The organism is Bacillus sp. FJAT-26390 (assembly GCF_001682865.1).
Taxonomy (GTDB): Bacteria; Bacillota; Bacilli; order Paenibacillales; family Paenibacillaceae; genus Pristimantibacillus.
On the sequence record NZ_MAQX01000022.1, the window covers coordinates 385,394 to 403,196 of the forward strand.

Genomic DNA, 17,803 nt, shown 5'->3' on the forward strand with positions numbered 1-17,803 from the left:
TAAGCTAATGAGAAATAAGCGTATGTTTATGCTTATGATCGGGTTTATTTTGTTTATAGCGGTCATCGGCTATTCACTGAGTGATCGCAAGGAATTGTCTTTACCGGAGAAGTTTCTTAAAGATTCATCCGCGTTTGTGCAGCAATGGTTTTACAAGCCCGCTGGTTCTATAGCGGGCTTCTTTGAGGATATTAGAAATTTGCGCACCATTTATGAGGAGAACGAGCAGCTTCGCATTACGGCTGCGGCGTATGCCCGGGATAAAGTCAACTACAACTTCATAGAGAATGAAAACAAAAGGTACAAGGAAGAACTGTCTTTCACGAAACGGCAAAAGGAAATGTATAATTATAATTATTTGATCGCTCAGGTCATATCCGTCAGCAACGATGCAAACAATCGGACGTTAACGATTAATTTGGGATCAAAAAATGGCATTAAGCCGAATATGGCAGTAACAACCATCGATGGCTTGATCGGGCTTGTTAGTTCGGTAACGCCTCTTACAGCAGCTGTAACACCGATTACAGAGCTTGATGAAGCATCACCAACGTTCAATTCCATTGCCGTTACCATTTTGGGGCGCGAGGAAGAGTCGTTTGGTATTTTAAGCAGCTACAACAAGGAATCATCCAGAGTAATCATGTCGAAGATTGCCGAGAAAGATAAAATGGACATACAAGATACGGTCATTACATCGGGTAATGGCAATGTTTATCCAAGAGGACTGATTGTTGGAACGGTTGAATCGAAGCAGCTTGGCGATTTTGGCCTTACCTATACGGCATCGGTTAAGCTCTCGGCGAGCTTTGATCATTTGACTGAGGTGTTCGTCGTTCAAGTTCCTGAATTGGAGGATACCGAGCAATGAGTATGAACCGAATCATCCTGCTTATGGTTCTCCTGTTCATCTTGGAGGGAGCTGTAATGCCATGGATCATTCCTGCTGGCTTCGGCCATCGGATCATTCCTCACTTCGTATTTGTAATCGTCATTTTCTCAGGACTCTACAGCAGACGGCATTTAGCGCTAATGCTTGGAGTAAGCTTCGGCTTGCTGCAGGACATTGTCTATTTTGGCCACTTGCTAGGTATAAATGCTTTCATTATGGGTTTGATGGGTTATTTTACGGGCGTTCTACTGGAGCGCCGCCGTTCAACGATCATGATGGCGATCTCGATTATCGGCTTTGCTTGCATCTTGTATGACAGCGTTATTTATTTCATTTACCGCGTGTTTCGGATTACGAACGAGAGCTACGCATGGGCACTTATCGATTACATCCTTCCTAGTTTATTCCTTCAGCTGGTGTTTGCCCTCGCATGCTACGTGCCTGTAAGAAAGTTGTTTGAAGGCCAGTCAAAAGCGAAATCAGAGAAGGATGAGGAATAAAATAAGGATGCATGCAGGAATTTGTTAGGTGGAGCAAGAATCCATTAGGTTGGGGAGGGACGAACGTGACCGATAAGCAGCATATTATAATTAAGGGCGTAAAAGAAGGTCTCGTGTTCCTTCTCGACGATAAATGTGAATTCGCGACGCTTCTGGACGAACTGCAGTACAAGCTGGAAAAAACGCATCAGCAGCTTCTCACAGGCCCGCTTGTTCATGTTCAAGTGAAGCTGGGCGCGAGGCAAGTGACGGATGACGATAAGGATCGAATCAAAAACGTCATAAGGTCGCAAGGAAATTTAATGGTGCAATCCGTTGAATCCGAAGCGCCTAAAGTCGATTCACAGCAAGGGCAGCAGCCTAACCTGCAAGTACTCACGTCTATTATCCGCTCAGGCCAAACCTTTGAGCATGATGGGGATTTACTTTTAATCGGCGATTTGAACCCAGGCGGTACTTTAATATGCACGGGCGATATATATGTGCTGGGGGCTTTGCGCGGCACTGCTCATGCGGGCGTAGGCGGGCGGACAGATGTTATTATTGCAACATCGCTAATGCGGCCTACACAGCTTCGTATTGCTGATGTAATCAGCAGACCGCCAGAGGAATGGATGACCGGCGACGCGTCAATGGAATTCGCCTTCTTAAGCGATGGCCGAATGCAAATCGATAAGCTAGCGCAATTATTCCGCATACGGCATAATCCTATAATGTTTAAAGGAGTGTAGAACATGGGAGAAGCGATTGTTGTGACATCAGGAAAGGGCGGCGTCGGCAAGACGACGACCTCGGCAAACCTGGGTACCGCGCTAGCTTTGCTTGGCAAGAAAGTATGTATGGTTGATACAGATATTGGACTCCGCAATCTAGACGTGGTTATGGGACTGGAAAACCGGATCATTTATGATCTGGTAGACGTAGCCGAAGGCCGCTGCCGTTTAAATCAAGCGCTCGTGAAGGACAAGCGCTTCGACGAACTATATATGCTGCCTGCCGCACAGACGAAGGATAAAGATTCCGTAACGCCTGAGCAGGTTCGCAATATGATTTTGGAGCTTAAGAAGGAGCATGACTATGTCATTATCGATTGCCCCGCTGGAATCGAGCATGGCTTTCGCAACGCGATTGCGGGTGCTGACCGGGCTATCGTTATTACGACGCCTGAGAACGCCGCAGTGCGTGATGCTGACCGTGTCATCGGCTTGCTTGAGCAAGAGAAAATACCTAGCAAGCTAATCATCAACCGCATTCGTCAAAATATGATGAAAACCGGCGAGATGCTCGATATTGATGAAATTTGTCAAGTTTTAGCTGTTGATCTGGTTGGGATCGTGCCTGATGATGAGAAAGTAATTTCTGCTGCAAACAGCGGAGAGCCGACGGTTATGAATCCGGCTTCGCGCGCCGCTATCGCCTACCGGAACATTGCGCGCCGCATCCTCGGCGATATGGTTCCGCTCATGCTTCTCGATGAGAAGGCGGGAGCATTCAAGCGTTTCCGTAAGTTCCTTGGAATAGGATGATTACAACTTGCTTAACAAATTAAAAAAGCTGGATTGGGGAATTTTGATCATATTAGTATTCCTCATGATTATCAGCACAATTGTTATCCATAGCGCCACTGCAAATTTTCCGAAATACTCAGGGTCCGATACAAAACAGCTATTGTTTTACGGCATCGGCTTCTTCGTCGCTATCGCGGCAACCTTGTTTGATTACCGAATTGTGCTGAAGAGCTGGCACGTTCTTTACGGAGTAGGCGTTGCCATGCTGATTCTCGTTTATTTTTTTGGCGCGGTCATCAATGGTGCGAGAGGCTGGTTCCAGCTGGGGAGCATGTCGTTTCAACCAGCAGAAATCGTCAAAATCATACTCATCATCGGAATCGCCCACTTAATGGGTCGTCGCCAAGGCGACCGGCTGACGTTAACGCAGGATTTGATCCCGATAGCGGCATTCGCTTTTTTGCCGTTCATGCTCGTTATGATTCAACCGGATCTAGGCAATGCAATCATTTACCTCGTTATCGTACTTGGGATGCTGTGGATCGGGAATGTGAAGTACTCGCATGTTATTGCAGGTCTTGGCGTCGTCGTTGTAGGATTAGTTTTGTTCGTATCCTTATTTAATACTTTCAATCAGGAAATCTTTGATTACTTGAACAAGCATGAAATGGGACACTGGCATAAGCGGATCAACACGTTCCTTAACCCGGATCTAGCCAATTCAGACGATAAGCATCAATCGGATAATGCGCAAATCGCCATCGGCTCAGGCGGCTTAAACGGCGACGGATATATGCAGGGCGATATGAAAAATCGCGGTTTCATTCCATATCCGTACTCTGATTCGATTTTTGTCGTCATCGGCGAGGAATTTGGCTTCCAAGGAGCCGCCATATTGCTGCTGCTGTATTTCTTGCTTATTTATCGGATGATCATCATTGCTTTCAAATGTTATGATTTGCGAGCCTCATTTATCGTAATCGGAATTGTATCCATGTATGTGTTCCAAGTGTTCCAGAATATTGGGATGATGATTGGAATCATGCCGATCACAGGTATTACGCTGCCGTTTATAAGCTACGGGGGAACTTCTCTCCTGCTTAATATGCTGTCTATCGGACTCGTGTTCAGCATAAAGGCGCATCAAGAAAAATATGAGCTGGCCGATTAAATAAGGCGAGCGTTGAAGCAGGTTCCAAGACGGAAGGTCATCCAAATGAGGATGGCTTTTTTTTGTGCCCATCATACCGCATACCCGCATACTTGTCTCATCCCCCACATATCCATTTATTAAGGAACAAGCTGTCGTAACGACGATGGAAGCGGGGAGGAACTAGAGATGCAAATGAAGGATGACATGAACCAGCGCAACAAGCAGAAAAAGAACAGCCAGCAAAATCGGCAACCGACAGCAGGCCAAATGAAGGAGAATGACCGTGAAGCGCTTGTCCCTTATAAGCATGAATATTTCCATCAGGACGAGAGGGAAGAGATGGAGCTTGATCCTGAGGTCGTGTGGAAAACGAATCCGAATCCTTGGGCAAGCTGGGGCGAGGATAACGGTTTTAGCCATAAGAGAAGTTATGTTAAAGGGCCTGACCTTACGGACAAAATAGATCCGCGCTTCGGACGCGGCAAGCATCCTTTTCGCAAGGAGCTGAAATGGAAGTTTGTTATCGCTATATTGGTATTTGGCGCGGTATGGGCGATGTTCCGATATGATACGGAGTATACGCTAAAAGGACAAGCCGTGGTCAAGCAGGCGCTTACCGACGAGATTGATTTTGCCGCTGCCGCCGCCTGGTATAAGGAAACGTTCGCGGGCGCTCCTTCCTTTATTCCGATTTTTGAGGACAAGACACCCGACGCGGTCGGTGCAGACGGCACGGTCAAGCTGCCAGTCGTAGCGCCGCTGCAAGGAGGCTTGTTAGTTCGCACATTTGCCGAGCTGCTGAACGGGATAGAGCTCGCAGGAAAATCCGAGGAGCAAGTCGTAGCTTCCGAGACAGGCCGCGTGCTGCTGATGACCGATCAGAACGAGAAGGGCTCAACGGTAATTATTCAACATGCCAACAAGCGCGTAACGATATATGGGCAGCTAGGGAAAACGAACGTACAGGTGAATGACTGGGTAGAAGCGGGTGATCCGATCGGCAATCTGCGGAAGGCGGAAGGCACGCAGCCGAGCTTGCTTTATTTTGCAGTGAAGCAAAACGAGCTGTATATCGATCCTGTGGGTGTGATACCGTTTGATTAAATGGAAGGGCATCGTATGGTCGATCCACCCGCTCTTTGTCATCATAATGCTTGGATCGGTCATGACAGGATATTTTGCCGAGCTATTTACGTTGTTCCTGCTCGTGCTGGTGCATGAAATCGGCCATGTTGTCATGGCGCTAAGCTTCGGCTGGACGGTAAGGGAAGTAAAGCTGCTTCCTTTTGGCGGCGTCGTAGAGGTGGAAGAGGCTGGGGGCGTACCTGCGAGGGAGGAAGCGATCGTAGCGATTGCAGGCCCTCTGCAAAATGTATGGATGGGTCTTGCCGCTTGGGGCTGCGGACAGCTGGGGATATGGGACGCGGAGTGGGCGGAGTATGTGTGGAAGGCGAACCTGATGATCGGTTTATTTAACCTGCTTCCTATTCATCCGCTTGACGGCGGGAAGCTGCTTCAGGCAGCACTGAGCTATACCGTCAATTATTATAAAATGCTCATATGGTCAGCTCGAATCAGCCTGTTATTTAGCGTCATGATGCTTATTGGCGCGCTGCTCCCATGGCTAACCTATAAGGATGGCATTCAGCTTAATCTGCTCATCGTTGGCCTATTTCTTATTATGACCAATTGGACTTATTATCGGAACGTTCCCTTTTTATTTTACCGTTTTCTCATGTATCGCGACCGCGTATCGATTCAAGCGCTGACAAGGGGGCATATCGCAAGCCCGATCATCGTCAATGGCAAGCAGTCGATTCTCTCCGTTGCAAGGTTGTTTCGCAGGGAGCAATACCATTTGATTTATTTGATAGAGGGAAGCAGCAAGGAAGTAAAGGTGCTGCCGGAGCAGAAAATTGTCGAAGGCTGCTTGTCCGAAAAAAATCCCAATCGTGCAGTGTCGGAACTTTTCAGTTAAAATAGATGAAAAGCGTACTGGCAGGTGATAAACGGGAATGAAGCAAATGCTGATGCATGTACATGGTGAGATGCTGCAAACCGCTGTACTTGAAAATGGCCGCTTAGTGGAATTTTTTATGGAGAAAACAAAAGCAAGCAGTTTGGTTGGCAATGTCTATAAAGGACGAGTCGTGAATGTGCTGCCTGGGATGCAGGCAGCTTTCGTTGATGTTGGGCTGACCAAAAATGCTTTTTTGTATATTGATGAGCTGCTTCACCCGCATTTAGAAAAACAGCCGGCGCAAAAGCCGCTTATTCAGGAGCTGATCAAGCCGGGGCAGGAGCTCATCGTACAGGTGATGAAGGAGCCTTTGGGGGGCAAAGGCGCCCGCGTGACGACGCATTTCACGCTGCCCGGCCGCTGGCTAGTCTATATGCCAAATGCTGATTATGTGGGCGTTTCCAAAAAAATCAGCACGGAAGGCGAGCGAGCGCGCCTGCGAATGATCGGCGAGAAGCTCAGGGAGCAGGAGGAGGGCATTATACTGCGCACAGCGGCTGGAGGGGAAAGCGAGCTGTCCTTGTCTGCCGACGTCGTGCAGCTGAGGGAAATCTGGCATGGCATTGCCGAGCGGAGCCAGCATGCGCATGCGCCGTCCGAGCTGCACCGAGAGGCAGGGCTAATGCGGCGCGCCGTTCGCGACACGCTGACGATCGACATGGATGAAATATGGATCGACGATGAGGCGAGGTTCGAGGAAGCATCGGCACTGCTGGATGAGATGACCCCGCAGCTGCGCGAGCGCTTGAAGCCGTACAAGCAAAAGCAAGGTTTGTCTCTGTTCGATGCGTATCTGGTGACCGAGCAGATAACGGGCGCGTTCGAGCGAAAAATCCCGCTTGTAAGCGGAGGTTATCTCATATGGGAAGAGACAGAGGCGCTTACCGTTATCGATGTGAATACAGGCAAGTTTACAGGCACCTCCGGCCTTGAGGATACGGTATTTCGCACGAACATGGAAGCGGCGGACGAGATTGCGAGATTGCTTCGGGTAAGGGATGTCGGCGGCATTATTATTATTGATTTTATCGATATGGAGCAGGAAGAACATCGCGAGCTTGTCATGCAAAGGCTGACGGAGAGATCGCGCAACGATCAAACGAAATGTACGATTTTAGGCTGGACGAAGCTCGGATTAATTGAGATGACTCGAAAAAAAGCCCGTGAGAACGCGGTCCGCCAGCTAACGGAGCGCTGCGAGAGTTGTGGAGCGCATAATAAAAGGAACGAATTGCTTAAATAGATTATTTTTTCTTCGTAGAAGAATTGATATAGCTTGCATAGTGTGGTATACTCTTTGGGTGTGTGTCTCGTACCTCGTGAGGAATGAGATGTACAAGTACCGCTCCGATTGGGTAAATAAGCGTTTGCGGCGCAAGCGGCAAGCCACCTGAATTAGGCGAGTCTTCGAAAATAAGGAGGTGCACCAACAATGTTTGCAATCATCGTAACAGGCGGAAAGCAATACAAAGTTCAGGAAGGCGATGTTATCTACATCGAAAAACTGGATTCTGAAGCAGGCGAGAGCGTAACGTTTGATCGTGTTTTGGCGGTTTCTAAAGGTGACGGTCTTGTAACTGGAACTCCGGTTGTTTCCGGCGCTACAGTAACAGGCAAAGTCGAGAAACAAGGCAAAGGCCAAAAAATCATCGTTTACAAATACAAAGCCAAAAAGAACTATCGTCGTAAGCAAGGTCATCGTCAACCGTTCACAAAAGTAACAATCGAGAAAATCCAAGCGTAAGAGGAATTTCTATGATAACCGTTACATTTGTACGAAGAGCCGCTGACAGACGTATCGTATCTTTTGCAGTCGAAGGACATGCTAAATATGCGAAGCCCGGCAAAGATATCGTTTGCGCGGGCGTATCGGCCATTTCGGTCGGTACCGTTAACGCGATCGAAGCTTTGGCAGGAGAAGAGCTACCCGCTAAGATGAAGAACGGCTGGCTATCGTCGGATATTCCGACGCTCGCAGACGAGTCTTCGGATAGCAGGATGCAGCTGCTGCTGGAATCGATGGCAGTTATGCTTGACACTATCGCAAAATCATACGGCAAGCATGTCGTCATTCATGAACTTCTTAATGCGTAAGCTTTTGAAGTAGGTTTTCTTTTAAACCTTAATGTTCATGCTTCCGAGCAGGTTTGCTCCACAAACCTAAAAGCTTATGCTTACGAAGTAGGTTTGCTCCACAAACCTTTAAGAAGGAGGGAATAACTATGTTGAAACTGAATCTTCAGCTTTTCGCTTCGAAGAAAGGTGTTGGTTCCACGAAGAACGGACGTGACTCGCAGTCGAAGCGCCTTGGCGCTAAACGTGCTGACGGTCAAACCGTATCCGCTGGAAGCATTTTGTTTCGCCAACGCGGAACAAAAATTCACCCAGGTACTAACGTAGGCATCGGGAAAGACGATACGCTTTATGCAAAAGTAGAAGGCGTAGTGAAGTTCGAACGTTGGGGACGCGATCGCAAAAAAGTGAGCGTATATCCAGCTGTTCTTGCTCCGGTAGCTGCTGCAGTAGAAGCTTAATACAATCTTATATATGCACCAAGACCCGGCCTGCATCGCTTGGCCGGGTCTTTTTTATGTCAAGGCTGGTGACCGTAGGACTGTCGCGTGATATACTGGATAAGCTAGGAAATACGAAGAAAGTAGGTTTAATCGATGGGACGCTTAACAATGGCGAAATATTACGCGGCGGCAACGATTGTATTGCCATGTGCCGCTGTACTTATTTGGCCCGCTAAAGTGTGGTTAACTGCTGTCTTTCTCGTTTGGCTTATAGCTGTTGCGACTTACTTTGTACGAACGGAACGGAAAGAGCATGCAGAGCGGACTACGCGAACGATTCAATCGTTGCAAAATTCTGCTATACGGACTCTCAATCATCACCGTCATGACTGGATGAACGATCTGCAAGTGGTGTTTGGCTACATTCGGCTCAAGAAGCTGGATAAAGCAGCTGAGTATGTGGAGAAAATAAGTGAACGGATGGCTGTGGAAAGCAGCATATCCAAGCTTGGCGTTCCATCCTTAATCAGTTATATACAATCGTTTCGTACGATATCCAACTCGCTGGAACTGCAGCTGGATATAAAAGGCGATATTCACTTAAACGAAATAACGGCAGATGCCGATCAAATAGCCGAAACGCTCATTCATACGATTAACGCATATCGGTTTGCGGCGAAGCCTAACTATGGTCATGCTGCCGTTCTTAAGCTGGAGCTGTCAAGAGATGAGGAAGCGTTGTATGCAACCTTCTATTATGATGGCGAGCTGATGAACGAACAGCAATGGAAGCAAAAAATACAACAGCAGTTGGATGGCGCGCCAATGCAGCCGATCAACTTCGAGCAGCCGTATGCAAAAGTGCTGCTGAGGGCGGAAATGCGCACATGAACGGGGGCACAACATGTTTGTCGATAAAGCGAAGATATTTGTAAAAGGCGGCGACGGAGGCGATGGTATCGTATCGTTTCGCCGCGAGAAATACGTAGAGCAAGGCGGTCCAGCAGGCGGCGATGGCGGCCGCGGCGGCGACTTGATTTTTCAAGTTGACGAAGGGCTTCGCACATTGATGGATTTCCGCTATCAGAAGCATTTTAAGGCTAATCGCGGAGAGCGCGGAAAAGTAAAAAGCATGCACGGGGCTGGCGCGGAGGATACGATCGTTCGCATTCCACCAGGCACTGTCATCGTCGATGATGATACGCAGGAAATCATCGCGGATATGACGCGCCACGGGCAGCAGATCGTCATCGCAAAAGGCGGAAGAGGCGGAAGAGGCAACATCCGCTTCGCAACGCAAAACAACCCTGCTCCATATATTTCGGAGAATGGTGAAGAAGGGCAAGAGCGCTGGGTAGTGCTTGAGCTTAAAGTAATGGCGGATGTTGGTCTTGTAGGCTTTCCAAGCGTAGGCAAGTCGACCTTGCTATCTGTCGTTTCAGGGGCTAAGCCCAAAATTGGCGCTTATCACTTCACGACGATTACGCCAAATCTCGGCGTTGTTGACGTTGGAGATGGCCGCAGCTTCGTAATGGCAGATTTGCCAGGCTTGATCGAAGGCGCGCATGAAGGCGTTGGACTCGGCCATGAGTTTCTTCGCCACGTTGAACGGACTCGGGTTATTATCCATGTTATCGATATGTCCGCTTCCGAAGGACGCGATCCATTCGAAGATTGGGTAAAAATCAACGAGGAGCTGGTTCTCTACAACGAGAAGCTGGCAGACCGTCCTCAAATTATTGCCGCAAACAAAATGGACATGCCGGATTCCGAGGAGCAGCTTGAGCTGTTCAAGCAGCAGCTTGCAGAGGTAAGCGGCGATCGCAATTACGAGATTTTGCCTATTTCCTCGCTCACGAAGCAAGGTATTCAGGAGCTTCTGTACAAAGCGGCTGATGTCCTTGATACGGTATCCGAGCAGGTTGAGATCGAAGACGTTAAGGATGTCGCTGAGCGTAAGGTCTACACTTATGAGAAGCGTGAAGAAACAACCTTCACGATTCATAAGGAAGATGAAGTTTACGTTATCGTCAGCGAAGGAATTGATAAATATATGAAGCGGATGAATTTGACTTCCTATGATGCGGTTATGCGCTTTGCGCGTACGATGCGCAAAATGGGCGTCGATGCCGAGCTTCGTAAAATGGGCGCAAAAGACGGCGATATGGTACAAATCGGCGACTTCGCATTCGAATTTTTCGAGGGCAGCGACTACAATCCAAACGGCTAGCGCATAGATTAAGAAACGAAGACGGCGGAAGCCGTCTTTTCTTATTTTGCCTATTGCTCCAAACGGCATATTTCGATATAATGTCCACTATAGGTGAACAATTGTCTTTTTGAGGAGGACGTATAGTGAATAAACGCTATTATGTCGTTCGGGAGGACATTTTACCGGAAGCGATTATGAAGACGATACAAGTGAAAGAGATGCTTAGCCGAGGAGAAGCGGCAACCGTACATGAAGCGGTTGAGCGCGCTGGGCTTAGTCGAAGCGCTTTTTATAAGTATAAAGATGGCGTCTATGCGCTAAATGAGCTGGAACGTGAACGTATCGCGACGATTTCCATGGATTTGGAGCATCGTTCGGGCGTGCTCTCGAACGTGCTCAGCACGGTGGCAAGCTTGGAAGGCAATGTGCTGACGATGAATCAGACCATTCCGCTGCAAGGCTTAGCTAACGTCGTCATCTCCGTCGATATTTCGCAGCTTTCCGGGGAACTGTCATCGCTGGTCGATATGCTTCGCAGCCTGCCTGGCGTGCGTAAAGCCTCGGTCATCGGACAAGGATAACAGAATAGATTATGGAGGGTATATATGAAGCCAGTTAAAGTTGGACTATTAGGTCTTGGAACAGTAGGTACAGGAGTCGTTCGCATCGTTGAAGGTCATCAGGAGGACTTGGCAAGTCAAATCGGCTCGCCGATCGTAATCGAGAAAGTGCTCGTTCAGGACAAGAGCAAAGCGCGCAATATTCCCATCGATCCAGATAAGCTTACAGAGGATGCATGGGATATTATCCGTCATCCCGACATCGACGTTATCGTTGAGGTTATGGGAGGAATCGGACTTACGAAGGAATATATTTTGGAAGCACTCTCCCTTGGCAAACATGTCGTAACAGCCAATAAGGATTTGATGGCGCTGCACGGTCCCGAAATATTGGCAAAAGCTCATGAGAACCGCTGTGATGTGCTTTATGAAGCAAGCGTTGCGGGCGGTATTCCGATTATCCGTACGTTAGTTGAAGGCTTCTCTTCCGATCGCATCAACAAAATTATGGGTATCGTGAACGGAACGACAAACTTTATTTTGACAAAAATGAGCCAAGAAGGCGCTTCTTATCTGGATGTGCTTAAGGAAGCCCAGGAGCTTGGTTATGCGGAGTCTGACCCGACATCGGATGTCGAAGGACTTGACGCAGCGCGCAAAATGACGATTCTTGCTACAATCGGCTTCCGCGCGAACGTAGCGCTTGAGGATGTTTCGGTTCAAGGCATCTCTTCGGTAAGCAAAGAGGATATTTTGTACGCGAAGCGTCTTGGCTATGAAGTGAAGCTGCTTGGCATCGCCGAGCGTCAAGATGATCTGATCAGCGTTAGCGTACAGCCGACGATGGTGAAGCAAACACATCCGATCGCATCGGTTAACGGCGTATTTAACGCGGTTTATGTATACGGCGAAGCTGTTGGCGAAACGATGTTCTACGGCGCAGGCGCGGGCGAGCTTCCTACAGCGACTTCGATCGTATCCGATTTAGTTGCAGTCGTGAAAAACCTGAAGCTTGGCGTAAACGGCAAGCAAGCAAGCCTTGCATACAAAGAGAAGAAGCTGAAGACCGACGAGCAAATCTCTTCAAAATATTTCTTGCTGCTTAAAGTAGCGGATCGCGCCGGCGTTCTTGCACGCATCACGCAAGTGTTCGCTGATTTTGAAGTGAGCCTTGAGTCTGTGCTGCAGCAGCCGACTCCTTCGAATCCGGAAGTTGAAATTATCGTAATTACTCATGATGCGAACAAAGCTGCTATGCAAAAGGTGCTTGCCATGTTCGAATCGCTGGATGTCGTTCACGAAGTGAAGAGCGTCTACCGCGTAGAAGGGTAAGCCGAATGATTAATCGCAGAGTTATAGTCAAAATACCGGCAAGCACGGCTAATTTAGGTCCAGGCTTTGATACGCTGGGAATGGCTCTCTCCTTGTATGCATGGATTGAGATGACGGTCTCGGAGCAAACCGAGTTTCAATTTTATGGCGACCAAATGAAGGGTTTGCCGAAGGATAAATCTAACCTTATCTATAAGGTTGCGCAGCTCGTGTTCAAGGAAGCCGGCGTACAAGTACCGGAGCTTTCGATCTCGATGCACAGCGACATTCCGCTTACGCGCGGACTCGGCAGCAGCGCCTCGGCGATTGTAGGCGCATTGGTCGCGGCGAATGCACTGATCGGCAGTCCGCTAACAGACGATAAGCTGTTCCAAATGGCAACGGCATTAGAGGGGCATCCTGATAATGTGGGCGCATCGTTATTCGGAGGCATCATCGTAGCTGCTTGGGATGGCGAGCGGGCCGATTATATGAGAATTGAGCCTAATGAGAGACTTGCAACGTTAGTTGCAATTCCAGCCTTTCAGCTGTCGACGGAGAAAGCGCGCCATGCGCTGCCGTCGCAGGTCAGCATGGCAGACGCCGTATTTAACGTCGGCCGTAGTTCATTGCTCGTCGCGGCGCTTGCCAGCGGAGAGCTTGGCATGATCCGACATGCCATGAAGGATCGGCTGCACCAGCCTTACCGTGCAGCGCTTATTCCCGGCATGTCGACGATATTGGAGCGCGCGGTTGAGCATGGCGCGCTTGGCGTTGCGTTAAGCGGAGCAGGGCCGACGCTGATCGCGTTTGTTGACGCTAAAGAAAACGTGGAGCAGCTGGAGCCATTTTTGATCGATACGCTTAAGCAAGAGGGGATTGAAGCGAATACGCTATGGCTGTCGCCATGCGTGCAAGGTCCGCAAGTTACGGTTGAGGATATTTCCAAGCAGCCTGCCATCCCTCTTCCGGATAGAATTAAAGGAGAAATGTAGCTATGAAGACGATAGCCGTATTACCTGCCGGCTCCGTATCGGATGAGGCAGCTCGACATTTTTTTCAAGGGGAAGAAATTAGCTGGAAGCATCACCGGCTCATCTCCGATGTGTTTTTATCCACGGTTAATGGCATTAGTGATTACAGCATCATTCCGATCGAGAATACGATTGAGGGTTCCGTGAGCTTACATATGGACTGGCTCGTGCATGAGGTAGATCTTCCGATTCAAGCGGAGTGGGTATACCCGTCTATTCAGAACTTGATTGGTCATCAATCGAAGCTGTTAGATGTCAACGGGCAAATCGATTACTCGCGGATTACGAAAGTGATCAGCCACCCGGTGGCAATTGCGCAGTGCTTGCAGTTTTTGCGAACGCATTTGCCGCATGCGGTAACGGAGCATGTCAGCAGTACGGCTGAAGGTGTAAGAATTGTGCAAAACAACCCTGACGCCGGATGGGCAGCTATCGGAACCAAGACTGCTGCCGCTAACGAAAAGCTGGATGTTCTTGCGAGCGAGATTACCGATCACGACAACAACTATACCCGGTTCTTGCTGGTCGGAAAAGAGCCATACACGGCTCGCCAATCCGATCAGATCAAGACGAGCATATTAATTACGCTGCCAGAGGATTATCCTGGTGCTCTCCACCAGGTTCTATCTGCTTTTGCTTGGCGCAAAATCAACTTATCCCGCATCGAATCGCGTCCAACGAAAAAAAAGCTCGGCAATTACTATTTCTTCATCGACATCGAAATGGCGCTTGATACCGTGCTGCTGCCTTCTGCCATTCAAGAAATCGAAGCAATCGGCTGTCAGATACGCGTGCTGGGGAGCTACCCAAGCTTTGCGGAGTTTAAGAAATAAATTGCGTTTCATAAGCGTAATGGAAATATCAGCGCTATAGAAAAGTCGTCTCCGTATTTAGCTTGAAAATGCTGGATGGAGAGATGGCGTGCATGCAAGCCGAGTTCGCTCTTAGGAGTGAACTCGGCTTTTTTACTATTTTTTTTGTGAAAGTGGAGACACCTGCCCATGTTCTGCATAGGATGTAAGGATTGATAATAGGCATTAGCGTGCCATGTTATTCAGAACGTGACAGGAGGTTAACAGCGAGTGAAAATCCATATTGTGAAAAAAGGCGAATCCTTGTACTTTATCGGCCAAAAGTATAACGTGTCGCTGGAAGAGATTTTGAAGTTGAATCCGGGCATTACGAACCCGGATGCAATTGATGTAGGGATGAAGCTAAAAATTCCGTCAAGCCAGACCGGCGGCGGATCAGGAGGCGGAATGGACATCATGCACCAACACGTCGTGAAACAAGGGGATACGCTTTGGAAGCTATCAAAAGCTTGGGGCGTGCCGCTTGCAGACATGATTAAAGCAAATCCACAGCTCAAAAATCCGAATGTTCTGCTAACAGGAGAAATTGTCAACATACCTAAATCAAACGATTCCGCGCATGAAGTGCCAGGACATGGCGCAGGCCATGGAACAGGCCAAGGCAGCGGCGGTACCAGCATGCTTCATCCGACGTCGCTTATGAACGGCGTGCAGGGCTTGGTAGGGAAGCTTTCGACCGCTCCAATCCAAGGGAAAACGCCTACTGGCCCTATTACGGGCAAGACGCCGACTGCTCCTATCGCGCCAGTCGCGCCGGCGCCGGTCGCGCCGGTTCAAGAGAAAAAACCGACAGCTCCTATCGTGAAGCCGGTCGCGCCTGCTCCGCTTCCTGCTCCTAAAGCCGCAGCAGTGGAACCGGCGAAAAAAGCGCTGCCGATTGAGAAGCCAGTGGAGAAAAAGCTAAAACCGATCCATTCCGAATATAAGCCGAATGTTGATTTGTTCAAGCAATATGGCATTCCGGCAACAGAGGCATTGTCGTTGTATGATTTGCCGAAAGCTCCCGAAATGGTGTCCCCGGCTGCCCAGCAGCCTAATTTTGGCGGATACGGCTATAACCAGCCTATGACGATGCCGACACAAATGGGGCATGGCTACGGCCAGCCTATGGTTAGTCCGGCGCAAATGGGACACGGCTATGGTCAGCCCATGGTAATGGGTGAACACACAGGACACGGCTACGGCTATGGCGGCTGGCAGCAACCGATGCCTTTTGGCAACATGGTAAGTCCGCTTAGTGAAGGCAGCGAAGCGCCATTTGACTGTCCTCCAGGAACTGTGTTTGTTGGCAGCTACCCGTCGCATTCAACGCTGCCGATGAGCGCAGGTCCAGGCTGGGGTTACGGTCATCCGATGGTAAGTCCCGTTCAAGAAAATGCTGGTGAAAACAGCCAGATGCTTGCTGGAACATCGGCATTTCCAAATCAAGGTTTTGTATCGCCAATGGCGACGCAGCCAAACCAAGGCATTTCGCCGCTAGCGACGCAGCCGAACCAGGGCATTTCGCCTTTATCGGCACAGCCGAACCAAGGCATCTCGCCACTCGCGTCTTTGTCGAACCAAGCGATATCGCCTTTATCGGCACAGCCGAATCAAGCCATTATGCCGCTTTCGACGCAGCCTAACCAAGGCTGGGTATCGCCGTCGGCAGTAGAGCCTAACCAAGGCTGGGTATCGCCGTCGGCAGTAGAGCCTAACCAAGGCTGGGTATCGCCGTCAGCAACAGGTCCGAACCAAGGTTGGGTATCGCCAGCAGCAACAGGTCCGAACCAAGGTTGGGTATCGCCAGCAGCAACCGGCCCGAACCAAGGTTGGGTATCGCCAGCAGCGACAGGTCCGAACCAAGGCTGGGTATCGCCGTCAGCGACAGGTCCGAACCAAGGCTGGGTATCGCCAGCAGCAACCGGCCCGAACCAAGGCTGGGTATCTCCTGCAAGCATGCAGCCAGAGCATGGTTATGGCTACGGAAATAGTGCCGTTTCTCCTGCGGGCATGCAGCCTGATTATGGTTATGGCCATGGCGGTGCTGTCTCGCCAGCGAATATGCAACCTGACTTCGGATATGGCTATGGACATCCAATGCCATACCCGCAGTATCCAAATTGGCCGCAAACAGCGGGGGTTGGCAATGTGAATCAAGGCGACTGCGGCTGCAAGGGAAACCGTTCTGATCAAAATACGGCAAAGATTGACGAAGCAGAAATACCAAAAGCGGCAAAAGCGACTGTACCGCGGAAAAACAACAAAAAAGCGGTTATCCGGACAGTGGCGTCTCGCCCAAACAAAAATAAACGTGGCAATCAGCCATGGATCAATCGTTAAGCATAAGTTTGGAACAGGAGCGCCCCAGAAGCTTAAATGACTTCTGGAGCGCTCTTTTTACGTTTTGATCGCAGGAAGTGGGCTGAGTAGGGAGGCTTTGAATATTTATGTAACATTGGCGCATACTATCAAAAAATATAATGAAGGGGTCTTCCCCATGATAGAATTCAGGCTTTGGAAAAACTTGAAGAAACGACTTCGCAATAAACGACGTCCAATGTGGACGCTAGGCGCTATCGTGTTCAGCTTAATGGCAGCCTCACTAGCCTTATCTGCTGAGAACGCGCTAGCCGCACCAGATTTAGCAGGCCATCAAAGCAGCATCGTTAAAACGCTAGAGAAGCATGATGGGCCGCTTTCGGTTAAGCTGCACCGGGTTTATGTTTGCGGCGAGGAGTCGAAGCCGCTCGGACGAATGATGAGCAAGCAGATCATAGAACTGTTGCAAGCTCATCCGGAGTGGAAGGCAGTGATTGATCCAGAGCAAAGCATGGTGCATTTTGAGCAAACGATCGAGGATATGTCCGAGCATTGCAAGGCAAACGCCTATATGGGCGTGGACAAGAAGGGAAACCTAACGCTCTTTGACGGCGTGCCCAAAAAGGAAAAGGTCGTTCGCACCTTCTTTCAGCTCGACGTGCGCTATATGGAAAGCAGCCTGCCGCAGGACAAGCTGGATCTGCTTACGAAAGGGATTCGTATCAACGACATGGACGAATACAACAGCGTTTTGTCCACCTATAGCGACTATGCTATTGAGCAAAATCAAAAAGTGATGAAGCCTGCCTATTAGCAGGCAAGCAAGAGAAAAAGAAGGAGATCGCATGCTATCGCGCGATCTCCTTCTTTTTGTTTAGGCCAATAAGCTGAAATATCAAACGCGCGTTCTCATTCACGCCATCT

General features: G+C 49.2%; 19 protein-coding genes and 1 other annotated feature. All 19 genes read left to right on the forward strand.

Going from position 1 to position 17,803, the window contains the following annotated elements; genetic code table 11:
- Positions 1 to 22: 22 nt before the first annotated feature.
- The 19 genes from mreC (at position 23) to A7975_RS18960 (ending at position 17,693) form a co-directional block, all read left to right on the forward strand.
- Positions 23 to 871, forward strand: coding sequence for a rod shape-determining protein MreC (gene mreC, locus A7975_RS18870; RefSeq protein WP_176707763.1), 849 nt, complete (start codon positions 23 to 25; stop codon positions 869 to 871).
- The gene (gene mreD, locus A7975_RS18875; protein ID WP_053374791.1) at positions 868 to 1,392 is read left to right on the forward strand and encodes a rod shape-determining protein MreD; all 525 of its coding nucleotides are present in this window, start codon (positions 868 to 870) and stop codon (positions 1,390 to 1,392) included. Before mreC ends, mreD begins: the two co-directional genes overlap by 4 nt.
- A gap of 65 nt (positions 1,393 to 1,457) precedes the next feature.
- A complete protein-coding gene (locus tag A7975_RS18880) occupies positions 1,458 to 2,123 on the forward strand; it encodes a septum site-determining protein MinC (RefSeq protein WP_053374792.1) in 666 nt (221 codons plus the stop codon).
- A 3-nt stretch (positions 2,124 to 2,126) separates the two neighbouring features.
- Positions 2,127 to 2,918, forward strand: a complete 792-nt coding sequence (gene minD / locus A7975_RS18885) for a septum site-determining protein MinD (RefSeq protein WP_053374793.1) — start codon at positions 2,127 to 2,129, stop codon at positions 2,916 to 2,918.
- Positions 2,919 to 2,925: 7 nt separating this feature from the next.
- Positions 2,926 to 4,071: an FtsW/RodA/SpoVE family cell cycle protein gene (locus tag A7975_RS18890; protein WP_065386117.1), complete on the forward strand. Its 1,146-nt coding sequence runs from the start codon at positions 2,926 to 2,928 to the stop codon at positions 4,069 to 4,071.
- 168 nt (positions 4,072 to 4,239) lie between these two features.
- A complete protein-coding gene (locus A7975_RS18895; RefSeq protein ID WP_065386118.1) occupies positions 4,240 to 5,157 on the forward strand; it encodes a M23 family metallopeptidase in 918 nt (305 codons plus the stop codon).
- Positions 5,150 to 6,031: a M50 family metallopeptidase gene (locus A7975_RS18900; protein ID WP_065386119.1), complete on the forward strand. Its 882-nt coding sequence runs from the start codon at positions 5,150 to 5,152 to the stop codon at positions 6,029 to 6,031. The genes A7975_RS18895 and A7975_RS18900 overlap by 8 nt, the downstream gene beginning before the upstream one ends.
- 37 nt (positions 6,032 to 6,068) lie before the next feature.
- The gene (locus A7975_RS18905) at positions 6,069 to 7,316 is read left to right on the forward strand and encodes an Rne/Rng family ribonuclease (protein WP_065386120.1); all 1,248 of its coding nucleotides are present in this window, start codon (positions 6,069 to 6,071) and stop codon (positions 7,314 to 7,316) included.
- Between the two features lie 84 nt (positions 7,317 to 7,400).
- Positions 7,401 to 7,490 (forward strand) — a sequence feature (ribosomal protein L21 leader region).
- 15 nt (positions 7,491 to 7,505) lie between these two features.
- Entirely contained in the window at positions 7,506 to 7,817 is a 312-nt protein-coding gene (gene rplU / locus A7975_RS18910; protein ID WP_053374798.1) for a 50S ribosomal protein L21, read from the forward strand.
- An 11-nt stretch (positions 7,818 to 7,828) separates the two neighbouring features.
- Positions 7,829 to 8,167: a ribosomal-processing cysteine protease Prp gene (locus A7975_RS18915; RefSeq protein WP_065386121.1), complete on the forward strand. Its 339-nt coding sequence runs from the start codon at positions 7,829 to 7,831 to the stop codon at positions 8,165 to 8,167.
- A 128-nt stretch (positions 8,168 to 8,295) separates the two neighbouring features.
- Positions 8,296 to 8,607: a 50S ribosomal protein L27 gene (gene rpmA / locus A7975_RS18920; RefSeq protein ID WP_053374800.1), complete on the forward strand. Its 312-nt coding sequence runs from the start codon at positions 8,296 to 8,298 to the stop codon at positions 8,605 to 8,607.
- A 150-nt stretch (positions 8,608 to 8,757) separates the two neighbouring features.
- The gene (locus A7975_RS18925; RefSeq protein WP_218061019.1) at positions 8,758 to 9,480 is read left to right on the forward strand and encodes a Spo0B domain-containing protein; all 723 of its coding nucleotides are present in this window, start codon (positions 8,758 to 8,760) and stop codon (positions 9,478 to 9,480) included.
- A 13-nt stretch (positions 9,481 to 9,493) separates the two neighbouring features.
- Positions 9,494 to 10,819 (forward strand): GTPase ObgE, encoded by a 1,326-nt coding sequence (gene obgE, locus A7975_RS18930; protein ID WP_053374802.1) that lies wholly within the window; start codon positions 9,494 to 9,496, stop codon positions 10,817 to 10,819.
- Between the two features lie 125 nt (positions 10,820 to 10,944).
- Positions 10,945 to 11,382 (forward strand): ACT domain-containing protein, encoded by a 438-nt coding sequence (locus A7975_RS18935; RefSeq protein WP_065386123.1) that lies wholly within the window; start codon positions 10,945 to 10,947, stop codon positions 11,380 to 11,382.
- A gap of 24 nt (positions 11,383 to 11,406) precedes the next feature.
- On the forward strand, positions 11,407 to 12,693 hold the full coding sequence (locus A7975_RS18940) for a homoserine dehydrogenase (protein ID WP_065386124.1): 1,287 nt from the start codon (positions 11,407 to 11,409) through the stop codon (positions 12,691 to 12,693).
- 5 nt (positions 12,694 to 12,698) lie between these two features.
- A complete protein-coding gene (gene thrB, locus A7975_RS18945; RefSeq protein WP_065386125.1) occupies positions 12,699 to 13,667 on the forward strand; it encodes a homoserine kinase in 969 nt (322 codons plus the stop codon).
- 2 nt (positions 13,668 to 13,669) lie between these two features.
- Entirely contained in the window at positions 13,670 to 14,539 is an 870-nt protein-coding gene (gene pheA / locus A7975_RS18950) for a prephenate dehydratase (protein WP_065386126.1), read from the forward strand.
- Between the two features lie 249 nt (positions 14,540 to 14,788).
- Positions 14,789 to 16,900, forward strand: coding sequence for a LysM peptidoglycan-binding domain-containing protein (locus tag A7975_RS18955; RefSeq protein ID WP_065386127.1), 2,112 nt, complete (start codon positions 14,789 to 14,791; stop codon positions 16,898 to 16,900).
- 157 nt (positions 16,901 to 17,057) lie between these two features.
- Positions 17,058 to 17,693, forward strand: coding sequence for a BofC C-terminal domain-containing protein (locus tag A7975_RS18960; RefSeq protein ID WP_065386128.1), 636 nt, complete (start codon positions 17,058 to 17,060; stop codon positions 17,691 to 17,693).
- Positions 17,694 to 17,803: the final 110 nt, after the last annotated feature.